We start from the raw sequence: 14,391 nt of genomic DNA on the forward strand, positions 1-14,391 counted from the left end.
CTCCCTATTTATTAAAACTATTATTAACTAAAATGAACATTAAGTTTATTAGATGGAGTGTGTGTGCAGCATTCTTAACGAGTATTTCTTATGCACAAGAAATTGATACTTTAAAAGTAAATCAATTGAATGAAGTTGTTGTATCTGATACAAAATTCGAGCAAAAAAGAGAAAAATCAGGAAAAATTATTGATGTAATTTCTACAAAAGATCTAGAAGCTAGAAAAGGACAATCTGTAGCTCAAGTGCTAAATCAAGTAGCAGGTTTAGAGGTTAACGGAAGTAATAGTTCGGCAGGTAAAAATTTAGAATACTACATTAGAGGAGGAAGAAGCCGTCAAGTGTTGATTATTATTGATGGTAATCCTGTAAATGATGCAACAAGTATCGCTTCTACTTATGATTTACGTTTGTTGCCTGTAGAGCAAATTGAGAAAATTGAAATTTTAAAAGGATCGTCAAGTGTATTATATGGTTCTGGGGCTGCTACGGGTGTAATTAGTATTACTACAAAAAAAGCAAAGAAAGATAAATTATCGGGGAATGCTTACTTCAATATTGGTACACAAAATACAGTTGAAAAAACAAACCTAAATGGTCAAGAATTTAATCAAGGATTTGGTGTAAACGGAAACATTGGTAAGTTGAGTTTTAATACAACTCTAAATAGTACTGAGGTGGATGGTTTTAGTCAGGCAACAGGAGACAACTTTGAAAGAGATTATTTTTCAAGGATTAATTTAAATCAACAATTAGGATATAAATATTCAGAAAAATTAAAATTAGACGCGTTTATTAATTACGATAAGTTAATTTCTGAGAACGATTTGGGAGCTTTTCAAGATTCTGATGTAGATAAATATGATGCAGAACAGGTAAGAGTTGGTTTTAGACCTAATTATAAATATAATAAAGGAGAAGCCTATTTAAATGTTGCTTTTGCTAATCTAGAGCGTAATTATGATTCCTATAGTTCATGGGCAATGACAACCGATGAAACATATTATAAGTCTAGAACCATTAATGCAGATTTAGTGAATAAATTAGATTTGTTTAAAGGGTTTCACTTAATTACAGGAGTTCAATCTCAATTCATGGATATGTTTCAAACAGGTGCTTTGGGAGAAGTAGATAATAAAATAACAAAGTTTAATGTAGTAGACCCTTATTTTACAGCAGTTTATAATAGCGATTTTGGATTGAACGTAAATGCTGGTGCGCGTTTAAATATTCATAGTAAATATGGAAGTAATTTGGTTTATAATGTGAACCCTTCATTCTACCTAGAAAAATATAAACTAAGAGTATTGTCATCATTTAGTACTGCATATATTACGCCAACCTTGTATCAGTTATATTCTCAATATGGGAATTTAGAATTAAAACCAGAAGAAAATGCAACAGCAGAAGTAGGGTTTGAAAAAAGTTTCTTAAATAATAAAATAGTTTTAAATGCAGTTGGATTTTATAGAGTAGAAGAAAACAAAATGAATTTTATTTCTTTATCTGCAGCTCCATGGGGACAATACCAAAATGTTGAAAATAAAATTAATGCAAAAGGTATTGAAACAAATGTAACTTATTCTCCAATTGAGAAAATTAAAGTAACAGCGAATTATACTTTTACAGAAGTAGAAAATGAAGATAAATTACTACAGTTAATTCCTAAACATAAATTCAATGCAGGAGTAGATGTTGCGATTACGAATAAATTGAAATGGTCTGCACAGTATCAGTATACCAATCAAAAAATCGATTTATTTTATAATTCAGCTATTTCTGCTACTCAAAAAATCGATTTAGATTCATATCAAATTGTAAATTCAAATATTTCTTATAAATTAAATAATTATACTTCTTTTTTTGCAGGTGTAACCAATTTGTTAGATGTTGAATTTGTTGAAAAGATAGGATATTCTACTCGAGGTAGAAATTTTAAATTGGGAGTGAATCTTCAGTTCTAATGGAATTATAGAAAACGCTTCTTTCATTTAAAAAGAAGCGTTTTTTTAAGAAAAATAAATTATCATAATATGAAGAAAATATTCCTTTTGGTAGCTTTTTTTTATGCTTCTATCGTTTTTTGTCAAAATGATTCTATAGTCAAATTAAAGGAAGTAGTTTTAATAGATACAAAACTTAAAGCTTTTTCTTTAACTCATTCTATTGTAAAACTTTCAGATAGCGTTATACAAAGAAATCCTACTTCATTAACTGAATTGTTAAGGAATAATACAACGATATATTTCAAAGAATATGGAAAAGGAATGACGTCTTCCGCCTCTTTTAGAGGAACAACTTCACAACAAACTGCTGTACTTTGGAATGGTATAAATATTAACTCTCAATTTAATGGACAAACCGATTTTAATACTATAAATAGTTTCGATTTCAATTCGATTGCTGTTAGAGCAGGTGGAGGAAGTGTGGCTTATGGAAGTGGAGCTATTGGAGGTACCATTCATTTAAATTCCTATTTAGATTTTGAAGATAAGTTTTCAAATACAGTCCGCCTAAATTATGGAAGTTATGCCACTAAAGGGATTCATTATAAGTTAAATTTAGGTTCTGATAAAATTTCGGCTAACATAAATTTTTCGAGAAATCAATCGGAAAATGATTATGAATATCTAGGTTATAATAAAAAAAATGAGAACGGAAGCTATGAAAATACTAGTTTCAATACCTTGTTTGGTTATAAAATAAACAATAAGAATACCATAAAGTTTGCTACACATTTATTCGATGGGGAGAAGTTTTTTTCTGGAACAATTGCTTCGCCATCAAGAAGTAAGTATGAAGATTATAATGCTAGAAACTTATTAGAATGGAAATATGAAGGTAAGTCTTTTATATCAAGTAGTCAAGTTGCTTATTTAACAGAGAAATATAAGTATTTTGAAAATAAAGAAAGTGATTTGTTTTCTTATGGTGAAGTGAAAAGTCTTATTTTGAAATATGATTTCTTTTATAAAATTTCAGATAAAATAAAAATAAATCCAATAATTAGTCACACTCAAAATACAGGAATTGGTACAAATGTTTCAAAAACAAAAAGAAATATTTCCTCATTAAGTCTTTTGTTCAAACATTCGTTATTAAAGAAAGTAAATTATGAAATTGGTTTTAGAAAGGAGATTACTTCTAATTATGAAAGCCCTTTGTTGTATTCTATAGGAGTAAAATATAGTCCGTTTAAATTTTATAATGTAAAGGCTAATTTTTCTAAAAACTTTAGAATTCCAACTTTTAATGATTTGTATTGGGAAGGATCTGGAAATACTGATTTGAATCCCGAACATTCTTTACAATATGAAATAAACAATATATTTAATTATAAGGACTTTGAAGTAAGACTAACTGGATTTAAAACAGATTTAAAAGATATGTTACGATGGGTTCCAAATGAATTCGGAATCTGGCGACCAGAAAATACTGATTTAGTAAATATTTATGGTTTTGAAGCAAATTTGAATTGGAAAAGAAAAATACAAAATATTAGGATTGATCTTAATGGTAATTATGCATACACTAAGTCTACTAATGAAATTACTGAAAAGCAGCTCATTTATGTGCCGTATCATAAATTCACTTCTTCATTAGCAGTTAATGTTGCTTCTTTTAGTTTGAATTATCAATATGTGTTTAATGGTGAAGTATTTACTTCTTCTGATAATTTTTATAAACTGAAAGAATATGGAATATCTAATCTGTCTATAGATTATACATTAAAGACTAAAATAAAAACGGCACTTACTTTTCAGGTATTTAATGTAGAAAATAAGCCGTATCAAAATTTATTATCCAGACCTATGCCAGGTCGAAATTACACTATGAATTTAACCCTTAATTTTTAAAAAAATGAAATTAAAAAAACTGTATTTATTAGCTGTTGTATCTTCTACATTATTTTTTTCTTGTAGTAGTGATGATGTTGCTAGAGAAGAAGAGTTAGGAGCTTACGATAATGGTGTTATTGTTTTGAATGAAGGAAACTTTGGAACAGATAACAGTGAAATATCCTATATATCAAATGATTTTTCAATTTTGAAGAACAATGTTTTTAACACGGTTAATACAACATTAACATTAGGAGATACTGGTCAAGATATTGGTTTCTATAATAATTTAGCTTTTATTGTTTTGAATAATTCTCAGAAAATAGAAGTTGTAAATCGTTATACGATGATTCATGTAGCAAGTATTACAAGTGGATTAAGTAATCCTAGATATATTACTTTCGCGAACGGTAAAGGATATGTTACAAACTGGGGTGATGGTGGTTCATCAACAGACGATTATGTTGCAGTAATAGATTTGAATACTTATGCAGTTACTTCTACCATTCCTGTTGTTGAAGGGCCAGAGAGAATTTTACATAGTAATAATAAGTTATATGTAGCGCATAAAGGAGGTTACGGACAAGGAAATAGCGTGTCAGTAATTAATCTTTCTGATAATAGTGTTGCTTCGGTAACAGTAGGTGATGTTCCAAATTCATTAGAATTGGTAGGTAATTCTTTATACGTTTTATGTGGTGGGGCTCCAAGCTGGTCTGCAACAGAAACAACGGGTGAATTAGTGAAAATTAATGTTTTAGATAACACTACAGAATCAAAAGTTTTTGCGGGTATTGCACATCCCTCTAATTTAGACTTTGAATCAAATAATTTCTATTATACTGTAGACTCTAAAATTTATAAAATGGGATTAAACGATACTGAATTACCAACAACTGAGTTGTTTTCTACAGCAAATCAAGGAGCTTATGGAATATATAGTTTTGCAGTAAACAATAGTAGAATTTATATTGGAGATGCAAAGGATTATATTTCGAATGGAGAAGTGTATGCATATTCTTTAACAGGAACTTTATTGAATAGTTTTACGGTTGGAATTTCTCCTTCTGGGATATATTTTAACAATTAATTAAACAAATAAACCTATAAGAAACGCTCCCAAAAGGAGCGTTTCTCATAGGTTTAAAAAAATAAAATATTATTTTGGAGCGTTTTCAAGATACATTTCATTACCAAAAGGATTTAATGATTTTACATCTTCAAAATGCCTGAAGTTATGTTGCGGCTGTTTAACTGAAAAACGTCCATTAATGTCGACATGATTTAAAGCTGTATTCAATAAAGGGTCACTAGTTTCACCAAGAACACCTAAGTCGTTTAAATCTTCTAATTGAGTAATGTTTGGTTGTAATCCGTTAGTGTAATCACTAAAATTATTTTTATTAGCTATTTTTAAGACAATAGGTTGCATTGCATAATTATGATTCGGATTTACATTTTCTTTTCTGAAATTAGGAGAATCATAAAGAGTAATTGAACCAACGTTTTTACCAGTCGTTGCATCACCAATTTGAGTAACATTTATGTAAGGAGTAAGCCCGTTTATAATTAATTCACTTGCAGAGGCTGTTCTTTTAGATGTTAAAACATATAGTTTATCTAAGTTTAAACTATTAATATTAGAACCGTTACTTAAGGTTGTTGTATAAAGATTCAATAATTGTTCAGGATCACTGTTAAATAGGTTTTGAATTTTATAATTCCATTGTTGTTTTCCGAAAATTTGATTATTAAACTGTCCAGTAATCATACTTGCAAGTCGAGTTGCTGTGTCTACAGAACCACCCGAATTATAACGTAAATCCAAAATTAAATGGGTGATGCCTTCAGAAGCAAAATAACTAAAAGCATTATTTAGTTCAGATTCATATTGAGAATAAAATCCATTATACATTAAGTAACCTATTTTCTTACTTCCAATTGTAAAAGTCTTTTTCAAATGAACTGGGTTTTCAGAAAAAACTGTTTTTGTTAAAGCAACAGAATTTCCGTTTGGAGTAATGTTTCCGCCATCATAATTAGCTAAGTTTAAAGTATAAGTGTCATTCCCCAAAAGGCTTCTCCAATTAGAGGTGTTTAAAGAAGTACCATTAACAGCATAGAAAAAATCACCTCTAGTAATATTTTTTGAAGCAGCATCAGATCCTGGTAAAATATATCTAACCCATCCAAATAGCTCGGTTGTACTTCCATTTTTATAACGTAATTCATAATCAACTCCATTATTTTTTTGAGTGCCAGATAATGCTTGTTCTAATGCATTGTAATCAGAATAGATAACACTAAAACGATCAATTTGTCGGTCTACTACTAAATGTTCGAATAATGATTCTGGAGGAGAATATGAATTTAAAAAACTTTGATAGTTGTTATTGTTGTTGAATCGATCATCTGCTAAATCGGGAGAATCTTGAAGCCAATAATAATATTGATTTAGCCCTTTCCAAATGAAGTCATTTACGCTGGTTCGTTGTGGATTGTCGTCAAAATCATCACTACAGCTAAAGGTTAAAAAGAGCATTAAAAATAAGCTAGATAATAAATAAATTTTCTTTTTCATAGTTGTATTTTTTTAAATCTTACATTTCTTAAAACTTTTAATATATTAAGTTTCTTGCTTAAAAATACGTTGAAGAAGTAGTTGTTTCGCAGTTTGAAATATAATAAATAAAAATAGAGTTATTTTTCTAATGTAACAAAATTAATTTACATTCGTCTAGATAATAAACCAACTAATTAAAATGAAACAACATGAGTTTATAAATATCATTACTCCTTTTAAAGACAAAATCTTTAGAGTCGCAAAGAGATTATTAACGAGTGTTGAAGAAGCAGAAGATGCTACTCAAGAAGTTTTAGTCCGATTGTGGAATAAAAATGATGGACTTTTAAAGTATAATAGTGTAGAAGCTTTAGCGATGACAATTACTAAGAATTATTGTTTGGATCAATTGAAATCGAAAAGGGCATCAAATTTGCAATTAGTACATAGTAATTATGGAGATAGAGCAGCAGGAGTAGATAAGCAAGTAGAAGATAAAGATAGTTGGAACTGGGTGGAAAGAATAATAGATAATTTACCTGAGCAACAAAAAATTATTGTTCAAATGCGAGAAGTGGAAGAATATGAATTTAGTGAAATTGCTGAAATGTTAGACATGAATGAAACAGCAGTAAGAGTAGCATTGTCAAGAGCGAGAAAAGTTATTAGAGAGAAATTGTTAGAAAAACACAGTTATGGAATTGAAGTCAATTGAAATATTAATAGATAAATATCTAGAAGGAAATTCTAGTATTGCTGAAGAAAAAGAATTGAAGGCCTATTTTTCTTCAAATGAAGTAGCAGAACATTTGGTTATGTACAAACCAATGTTTGGTTATTTTGAAAAACAAAAGGAACAACGATTTACAAAAGCCCTGCCATTACAACCTAGAAAACAAGTAAATGTTAAATGGATAGGTGTTGCTGCTGCAGTTGTAGTTCTTTTTGGAACAATGTATTTTTATGTTAACAATCCTCAAGATTTAGGAACTTATTCCGATCCTGAAGAAGCTTATGTAGAAACACAAAAAGCACTCGAAATGTTATCCCAAGAAGTAAATCAAGGAGTAGAGAGTGTTGCGATTTTAAAAGAGTATGAAAAAACAAAAAAAACAATTTTTAAATAATTAAGAAAATGAAAAAGTTAATAGTAAGTATAGTATTTGTAATGTTTGTCTCTATAGGTTTTTCCCAATCAGTATTTGATAAATATGAAGATAGTGAAGTTGTAAAATCAATCATCGTTAATAAAAAGATGTTTGAATTAATGGGGAAAATAGATGTAGATACAAAAGGAAGTGAAAAACAATTTATTGAATTAGTAAAAAAATTAGATAATTTAAAAGTTTTTATGACTGGAAATGTGAAGGTAGCTAATGATATGAAAAATACGGTAAATAGCTATTTGAAATCAAATCCTTTGGAAGAGTTAATGCGAATTAATGATGGAGGAAAAAAAGTAACTATTTATGTTAAATCGGGTGCTTCGGCAAATGTTGTAAAAGAGTTGTTAATGTATATTGAATCACCAACAGATAAAGAAAATCAAGCGATAGTAATGTCGTTAACAGGTAATTTTAATCTTGATGAAATTTCTGCATTAACAGAAAAAATGAACTTACCAGGTGGGAATGAGTTGAAAAAAGCATCTAAAAAATAAGCAAAATGAAGAAATTAATTTTTATAATTTTAACAGCTATAATGGTTAGCTGTAATAATGAACCAAGTTTACAAAAGTATTTTGTAGAGAATTCGGAATCTTCAAATTTTATAGCATTAGATATTACACCTTCAATAATTAATACAGGGAAACTTAGTTTGACAAAATCAGACAAAGAAGCTTTAAATGCTTTTGAAAAAATGAATATTTTAGCTTTTAAGAAAGATTCATTAAACGATGTGGCATATGTTTCTGAAAAGAAAAAGGTGAAAGAACTTTTAAAAGGAAAGTCATATCAAGAGTTAATGAGAATGGGGTCTGGTAATGATGGAGGAGCTTTGTATTTTGTTGGAGAAGATGATGATATAGATGAATTTGTTTTGTTTGCAAATAAGAAAGAAAACGGATTTGCTTTAGTGCGAATATTAGGAGATAATATGAATCCTACTCAAATAATGAAGCTGATTAACCTTATTAGTAAATCAGATTTAAATATGAAAGAGTTTGAGTCGTTGAAGCAAATGATAAAGTAACTTTAAATATAGTAAACTAAAAAAGTCCCGCAAGGGACTTTTTTTTGTTTATTGTGACCTGGCTGGGGTTCGAACCCAGGACCCCATCATTAAAAGTGATGTGCTCTACCAGCTGAGCTACCAAGTCTTGTGTAATCTAATCAAAATGTAATAATTGTGACCTGGCTGGGGTTCGAACCCAGGACCCCATCATTAAAAGTGATGTGCTCTACCAGCTGAGCTACCAAGTCTTGTGTAATCTAATCAAAATGTAATAATTGTGACCTGGCTGGGGTTCGAACCCAGGACCCCATCATTAAAAGTGATGTGCTCTACCAGCTGAGCTACCAAGTCTTGTGTAATCTAATCAAAATGTTATTGTGACCTGGCTGGGGTTCGAACCCAGGACCCCATCATTAAAAGTGATGTGCTCTACCAGCTGAGCTACCAAGTCTATTTTTCTTATGTGAATTATTTAGTGACCAAAATGGGATTCGAACCCATACGTCTTGCGACACCACCCCCTCAAGATGGCGAGTCTACCAATTCCTCCACATGGCCTTAAATAAAAAAAGTTAAGCTATAGCTTAACTTTCATTGTGACCTGGCTGGGGTTCGAACCCAGGACCCCATCATTAAAAGTGATGTGCTCTACCAGCTGAGCTACCAAGTCAAAGCTTGAAGGGAAAAAATATTGAAATTTGTGACCTGGCTGGGGTTCGAACCCAGGACCCCATCATTAAAAGTGATGTGCTCTACCAGCTGAGCTACCAAGTCATTTATTTCCTTCAATGCGGGTGCAAATATACGGGCTAAAATTTATAATCCAAGGAATTTTTTATATAAATTTACACTTTTTTTAAAAATAAGTTTTAACTGCTTAGTTTTTAAGTAATTATTTAAAGTATGAAAATAGTTCTAGTTGGATACATGGGTTCGGGTAAATCGACAATAGGAAAACAGGTTTCTGAAATTGTAGGAATTCCCTTTTATGATTTGGATAAAATAATTGAGGAAAGTGAAAAAGATACCATAAAAAATATTTTTTCTACTAAAGGAGAAATATATTTTCGAAAGATAGAAAGTCGAATATTTAGAGATTTTATAACAAAGAATGAAAACTTTATATTAGCACTTGGAGGTGGAACTCCATGTTATGCTAATAATGAAGAGATTTTAAAACTTGAAGATGTTGCGTCGTTTTATTTAAAAGGATCTATTAAAACGCTTTCAAATAGGTTAGAAAGCGAAAAAAATAATAGACCCTTAATAGCAAATCTATCTAATGAAGAATTAGACGATTATATTAGAAAACATTTATTTGACAGGAGTTACTATTATCTACAATCAAAAAATATTATTTCTATCGATGATAAATCGGTTGAAGAAATTTGCAATGACATTGTTTTGAAGTTAACTTAAGTAAACGTAACTGTTGTTTTCTTCAAAAATTACTTGAATATGCTCTTGTAGTGATGTAGAAAGTGAAAGGCCTTTAAAATCTGCTTTTACAGGATATTTTTTATGATTTCTGTCAACTAAAACTGCTGTTTTGAATTTGCTTAACGGTACTTCTAAAAAATGTTTTACTCCATAAATTAGGGTAGTTCCTGAATTTAAAACATCATCAACAAGTATTAATCCTTTGTTTGAGTATTGGTCACTTGGAATTGAAGTCGTGATTTGTTCTTGTGGATTTTGTTTGTTGATGTTTACTTCGCAAAGGGTAATGTTAAGGTCGGAAATTTTTTTTAATTCATCACAAATTTTTTCAGCTAAGATGTATCCGCTTTTAGAAACACCAGCAATGATGATTTCTTTTTCATCTACGAAAGTTTCATAAATTTGATAGCTTATGCGTTTAATTTTGTGTTGAATCTCTTGATGATTTAAAATGATATTTTGCATAGTGTTGTGTTATTTTTTTTCAAATATAAAAAACAGTTCTTTTTCAGAACGTGGTTTTATTGAATTATATGATTTTTCTAAAGTTCTTATTTTGAATAAAGAAGAAAATAATGAAATATATTCTTTAATTTCTCCACCAAACGGTGGGCCTTCTTCTGTTAAAGGGAAATTGAATAGTAAGCCAGCAACTTTTCCTTTTGGGTTTAATAATTCGTGAATTTTTTTTGAATAATTTTCTCTTAATGAAATGTCAAGTGCGCAAAAAAAAGTTTGTTCAATGATTAAATCAAATTTCATGTCTAACTCAAAAAAATCACCTTCAATAATTTGTTCTTTCAATTCTGGATTTCTTGATTTAATATTTTCTATAGGAGGTTTGGCAATATCAATAACAAAAGTATTTTTGAAACCAGATTTTATTACGTAATCAAACTCATGACTGTTTCCTGCTCCAGGAATTAAAATTTTTAACTCCTTGTTTTTAATTTGATCAATATATTGTTTTAAAGGAGTTGTAATTGAGCCAACATCCCAAGCGGTCTCATTATCAATATATCTTTTTTCCCAATACTCCTTATTCATTATCATTAGTATCGTCTATGTCTGTTGTGTATTCATCAATGTCTCTTCTGTCTTTTTTGGTAGGCCTACCTTCTCCCTTTGCTCTATAATATTCTTTGTTAAGTTTAAGTAATTCTAAATGTGCAAATGCTTCATCAGGAGTTGTGTCTTTTCGGTACATGTCAACTAATTTTGCTCCAACTCGACTAGAAGGTACATCTAAGATTGTCATTTGGTAGTTGATTTGGTCTTTTCGTAAAACAATTTTATCTGTGGCAAATACTTCTCTTGAAGGTTTTGCAACTTGACCATTTACAGTCACATGTCCCTTTTTTATAGATTCAGAAGCTAAGTTGCGCGTTTTGAAGTACCGTGTACACCATAAAAATTTATCTACTCTCATTTTTAATCAAAAATCAATGTTAATTTCTATACAAAAATAAAGGAAAATTGTATCTTGCAGCACAAAATTTATGAAAATGAAGAATATTTTTAAGGTTAGTTTTTTTTTAACACTAACTGTTTTGATTGTGTCATGTAATAAAAGTGATGATACTCCAACTGTTGTAGAATTAAGAGATAGACAAGAGGTCTATGATGAAAACATTTCAGAGATAGAAACGTATTTACAGTCAAGCTTCCTTACAGTTGATGCTAATTTAAATGCAACTATAGCGACTATAGGAGCAGGAGAAACTTCAGTTTGGGATCAAACAGCATATCCTTTACAGTCTGTAATTGTTAAAAATGACGGAAGAACAACTAATTTTGTAAATGGACGATTTGCAGATGATGTAGAATATAAATTATATTACATTGTTTTGAATGAAGGTGGTGGTAATTATCCAAAAAGTGTTGACTCTACGCTAGTGGGGTATAAAGGTTGGAATCTTCAAAATGAAAGTTTTGATCAAAACAATCAAGGTACTTGGTTTACGTTTCCACAATTGGGTCAATTTGATCCAGTGTCAATTTCTGGTTTTAGGCAAATTTTATCTAAAGTTAAAACAAGTTCGTCAACAACTCCTACTGTGAATTCTGATGGTACGCTATCTTGGCCAGATCATGGGAATGTTTTGGTTTTTATACCTGCAGGCTTGGCTTATTTTAATATTCCTAGAACAAACATTGAAGCTTATAAGCCAATTGTTTTTCAATCAAGATTATTTGCTTTAAAAAAGAATGATCACGATAGAGATAGAGTGTTAAGTCAATATGAAGATTTGAATGATGATAATGATTATTTTAATGATGATACGGATGGTGATAATATTCCTGATTTCTTAGATATTGATGACGATGGTGATGGCTTTGTAACAAAAACAGAAATAATTGAAACTAATGATGGGAATGGTAATATAACGTATTATTCTTATCCTAGTATCCCGTTTTGTTCGTCAGGTTCAATAAAAAAATACTTAGATGCTAATTGTAATTAGTTGAATTTATAAATATAAAAAAAAGCCCAACTTTTTTAAAAGTTGGGCTTTTTTTTATGATAAGAAATAATTACTTTCTCTTGATGACCTTTTCAACAGCATTAATTATAGCGTCTGCATTTAGTCCGTATTTTTTCATTAATTGAGCAGGAGTACCACTTTCTCCAAAACTATCATTAACGGCTACGAATTCTTGAGGAACAGGATTGTTTGAAACTAAAGTTCTAGAAACGCTTTCTCCTAAACCTCCAAGGATATTATGTTCTTCTGCAGTTACAATACATCCTGTCTTAGCAGCTGATTTTAAGATAGCTTCTTCGTCAAGAGGTTTAATGGTGTGGATATTGATTACTTCAGCAGAGATTCCTTTTTCTTCTAATTTTTCAGCAGCAATTAACGCTTCCCAAACTAAATGACCAGTTGCTACAATTGTTACATCAGTACCTTCGCTTAGCATTACCGCTTTACCGATAACAAATTCTCCGTTTTCTGGAGTAAAATTAGCAACACTCGGACGTCCAAAACGTAAATATACAGGACCATGATAATCTGCAATTGCCATTGTGGCTGCCTTTGTTTGGTTATAATCACAAGGATTTATAACAACCATTCCAGGTAGCATTTTCATTAGCCCAATATCCTCTAATATTTGGTGAGTCGCTCCATCTTCTCCTAGTGTTAATCCAGCGTGAGAAGCACAAATTTTTACATTTTTATCAGAATAAGCAATAGATTGACGAATTTGGTCATAAACTCTACCTGTTGAAAAGTTTGCGAAAGTACCAGTAAATGGTATTTTCCCGCCAATTGTCATTCCAGCAGCAATTCCAATCATGTTTGCTTCTGCAATTCCAATTTGGAAAAAACGCTCTGGATGATTTTTCTTAAAATCGTCCATTTTTAAAGACCCAATTAAATCAGCACAAAGTGCAACAACATTTTCGTTTTTTTGACCAAGTTCTGTTAGTCCAGCTCCAAAACCTGAACGTGTATCTTTATTTCCTGTATTTGTGTATTTTTTCATTTTAATTTCAATTGAAGAATTAATAATCCCCTAAAGTCTCAGGGTTTTGTGCTAAAGCATTTGCTAATTGTTCATCATTAGGAGCTTTACCATGCCAAGCATGAGTGTGCATCATGAAATCTACACCATTACCCATTTCTGTATAAAGTAAAACACAAACTGGATTTCCTTTTCCTGTCTTTGCTTTTGCTTCTGTCATTCCAGAAATAATAGCATCAATTGAATTTCCTTCTTTAATTTCTAAAACATCCCATCCAAAAGCTTCAAATTTAGCTCTTAAGCTTCCCATTGCTAAAACTTCATCAGTTGTTCCGTCAATTTGTTTTCCATTAACATCAATTGTAGCAATTAAATTGTCTACTTTTTTTGCAGAAGCATACATAATTGCCTCCCAGTTTTGACCTTCTTGAAGTTCACCGTCACCATGAAGAGTGTAGACGATGCTATTATCGTTGTTAAGTTTTTTTACTTGAGCAGTACCTAAGGCAACACTTAATCCTTGTCCTAATGATCCTGACGCCATTCTTATTCCAGGTAAACCTTCATGTGTAGTTGGGTGACCTTGTAATCTAGAGTTTAATAATCTAAAAGTGGCTAATTCGCTAACAGGGAAATAACCGCTTCTAGCAAGAACGCTATAGAAAACAGGAGAAATATGGCCGTTAGATAAGAAGAATACATCTTCGTTAATTCCATCCATATCAAAACCTTCTTTTCTAGTCATTAAGTTTTGATATAGAGTTACTAAAAATTCAGTACAGCCAAGAGAACCTCCTGGGTGTCCTGAGCTTACAGCGTGCACCATTCGTAAAATGTCTCTTCTTACTTGAACAGTTAAGTCTTGTAATTGTTGTGTGTTTGGTTTCATTTTATGTAAAAAAATTT

General features: G+C 30.6%; 15 protein-coding genes and 7 tRNA genes. 9 read left to right on the forward strand and 13 right to left on the reverse strand.

What is annotated here, in order from left to right:
* Positions 1–32: 32 nt before the first annotated feature.
* From L2Z92_RS12455 to L2Z92_RS12465, 3 genes are all read left to right on the forward strand, one after another.
* A complete protein-coding gene (locus L2Z92_RS12455; protein WP_236453746.1) occupies positions 33–1,964 on the forward strand; it encodes a TonB-dependent receptor plug domain-containing protein in 1,932 nt (643 codons plus the stop codon).
* A 69-nt stretch (positions 1,965–2,033) separates the two neighbouring features.
* Positions 2,034–3,857, forward strand: coding sequence for a TonB-dependent receptor plug domain-containing protein (locus L2Z92_RS12460; RefSeq protein ID WP_236453748.1), 1,824 nt, complete (start codon positions 2,034–2,036; stop codon positions 3,855–3,857).
* 4 nt (positions 3,858–3,861) lie between these two features.
* Complete coding sequence (locus tag L2Z92_RS12465; RefSeq protein WP_236453751.1) at positions 3,862–4,929, forward strand: YncE family protein; 1,068 nt, start codon at positions 3,862–3,864, stop codon at positions 4,927–4,929.
* 69 nt (positions 4,930–4,998) lie between these two features.
* On the opposite strand, the gene L2Z92_RS12470 is transcribed toward L2Z92_RS12465, so the two are convergent.
* Positions 4,999–6,420, reverse strand: coding sequence for a S41 family peptidase (locus L2Z92_RS12470; RefSeq protein WP_236453754.1), 1,422 nt, complete (start codon positions 6,418–6,420; stop codon positions 4,999–5,001).
* A 181-nt stretch (positions 6,421–6,601) separates the two neighbouring features.
* On the opposite strand from L2Z92_RS12470, the gene L2Z92_RS12475 reads away from it, so the two are divergent.
* Genes L2Z92_RS12475 through L2Z92_RS12490 form a run of 4 tightly spaced genes read left to right on the forward strand, consistent with a single transcriptional unit; the run spans position 6,602 to position 8,595 of the window.
* On the forward strand, positions 6,602–7,117 hold the full coding sequence (locus L2Z92_RS12475) for an RNA polymerase sigma factor (RefSeq protein ID WP_236453756.1): 516 nt from the start codon (positions 6,602–6,604) through the stop codon (positions 7,115–7,117).
* Positions 7,098–7,529 carry an anti-sigma factor gene (locus L2Z92_RS12480; RefSeq protein ID WP_236453759.1) on the forward strand — a complete coding sequence of 144 codons (432 nt, stop codon included), beginning with the start codon at positions 7,098–7,100 and terminating at the stop codon, positions 7,527–7,529. Before L2Z92_RS12475 ends, L2Z92_RS12480 begins: the two co-directional genes overlap by 20 nt.
* 8 nt (positions 7,530–7,537) lie before the next feature.
* On the forward strand, positions 7,538–8,062 hold the full coding sequence (locus tag L2Z92_RS12485; RefSeq protein ID WP_236453763.1) for a DUF4252 domain-containing protein: 525 nt from the start codon (positions 7,538–7,540) through the stop codon (positions 8,060–8,062).
* A gap of 5 nt (positions 8,063–8,067) precedes the next feature.
* Entirely contained in the window at positions 8,068–8,595 is a 528-nt protein-coding gene (locus tag L2Z92_RS12490; RefSeq protein WP_236453766.1) for a DUF4252 domain-containing protein, read from the forward strand.
* 54 nt (positions 8,596–8,649) lie between these two features.
* Here the strand turns inward: L2Z92_RS12490 and L2Z92_RS12495 are convergent.
* From L2Z92_RS12495 to L2Z92_RS12525, 7 genes are all read right to left on the reverse strand, one after another.
* Positions 8,650–8,722 (reverse strand) — tRNA-Lys (locus L2Z92_RS12495).
* Positions 8,723–8,752: 30 nt separating this feature from the next.
* Positions 8,753–8,825 (reverse strand) — tRNA-Lys (locus L2Z92_RS12500).
* 30 nt (positions 8,826–8,855) lie between these two features.
* A tRNA-Lys gene (locus L2Z92_RS12505) sits at positions 8,856–8,928 on the reverse strand.
* A 27-nt stretch (positions 8,929–8,955) separates the two neighbouring features.
* A tRNA-Lys gene (locus tag L2Z92_RS12510) sits at positions 8,956–9,028 on the reverse strand.
* Positions 9,029–9,053: 25 nt separating this feature from the next.
* Positions 9,054–9,135, reverse strand: a tRNA-Leu gene (locus tag L2Z92_RS12515).
* A 39-nt stretch (positions 9,136–9,174) separates the two neighbouring features.
* Positions 9,175–9,247 (reverse strand) — tRNA-Lys (locus tag L2Z92_RS12520).
* Positions 9,248–9,278: 31 nt separating this feature from the next.
* Positions 9,279–9,351 (reverse strand) — tRNA-Lys (locus tag L2Z92_RS12525).
* A 129-nt stretch (positions 9,352–9,480) separates the two neighbouring features.
* Here L2Z92_RS12525 and L2Z92_RS12530 point away from each other — a divergent pair.
* Positions 9,481–9,996, forward strand: coding sequence for a shikimate kinase (locus L2Z92_RS12530; RefSeq protein ID WP_236453769.1), 516 nt, complete (start codon positions 9,481–9,483; stop codon positions 9,994–9,996).
* Here L2Z92_RS12530 and L2Z92_RS12535 read toward each other — a convergent pair.
* From L2Z92_RS12535 to L2Z92_RS12545, 3 genes are read right to left on the reverse strand one after another with little or no spacing between them, the layout of a single operon-like run.
* On the reverse strand, positions 9,988–10,482 hold the full coding sequence (locus L2Z92_RS12535; RefSeq protein ID WP_236453771.1) for a phosphoribosyltransferase family protein: 495 nt from the start codon (positions 10,480–10,482) through the stop codon (positions 9,988–9,990). The genes L2Z92_RS12530 and L2Z92_RS12535 overlap by 9 nt on opposite strands.
* Before the next feature lie 9 nt (positions 10,483–10,491).
* Positions 10,492–11,064, reverse strand: a complete 573-nt coding sequence (locus L2Z92_RS12540; RefSeq protein ID WP_319800373.1) for a class I SAM-dependent methyltransferase — start codon at positions 11,062–11,064, stop codon at positions 10,492–10,494.
* Complete coding sequence (locus tag L2Z92_RS12545; protein WP_236453777.1) at positions 11,057–11,446, reverse strand: RNA-binding S4 domain-containing protein; 390 nt, start codon at positions 11,444–11,446, stop codon at positions 11,057–11,059. The genes L2Z92_RS12540 and L2Z92_RS12545 overlap by 8 nt, the downstream gene beginning before the upstream one ends.
* 76 nt (positions 11,447–11,522) lie before the next feature.
* Between L2Z92_RS12545 and L2Z92_RS12550 the strand changes: the two genes are divergently transcribed.
* On the forward strand, positions 11,523–12,482 hold the full coding sequence (locus L2Z92_RS12550) for an FKBP-type peptidyl-prolyl cis-trans isomerase (RefSeq protein ID WP_236453780.1): 960 nt from the start codon (positions 11,523–11,525) through the stop codon (positions 12,480–12,482).
* Positions 12,483–12,552: 70 nt separating this feature from the next.
* Here the strand turns inward: L2Z92_RS12550 and L2Z92_RS12555 are convergent, their stop codons facing one another.
* Positions 12,553–13,506, reverse strand: a complete 954-nt coding sequence (locus L2Z92_RS12555) for a transketolase family protein (RefSeq protein WP_236453783.1) — start codon at positions 13,504–13,506, stop codon at positions 12,553–12,555.
* Positions 13,507–13,525: 19 nt separating this feature from the next.
* The gene (locus tag L2Z92_RS12560) at positions 13,526–14,374 is read right to left on the reverse strand and encodes a transketolase (RefSeq protein WP_236453785.1); all 849 of its coding nucleotides are present in this window, start codon (positions 14,372–14,374) and stop codon (positions 13,526–13,528) included.
* Positions 14,375–14,391: the final 17 nt, after the last annotated feature.

Origin of the sequence: Flavobacterium jumunjinense (assembly GCF_021650975.2) — a bacterium.
GTDB lineage: Bacteria > Bacteroidota > Bacteroidia > Flavobacteriales > Flavobacteriaceae > Flavobacterium > Flavobacterium jumunjinense.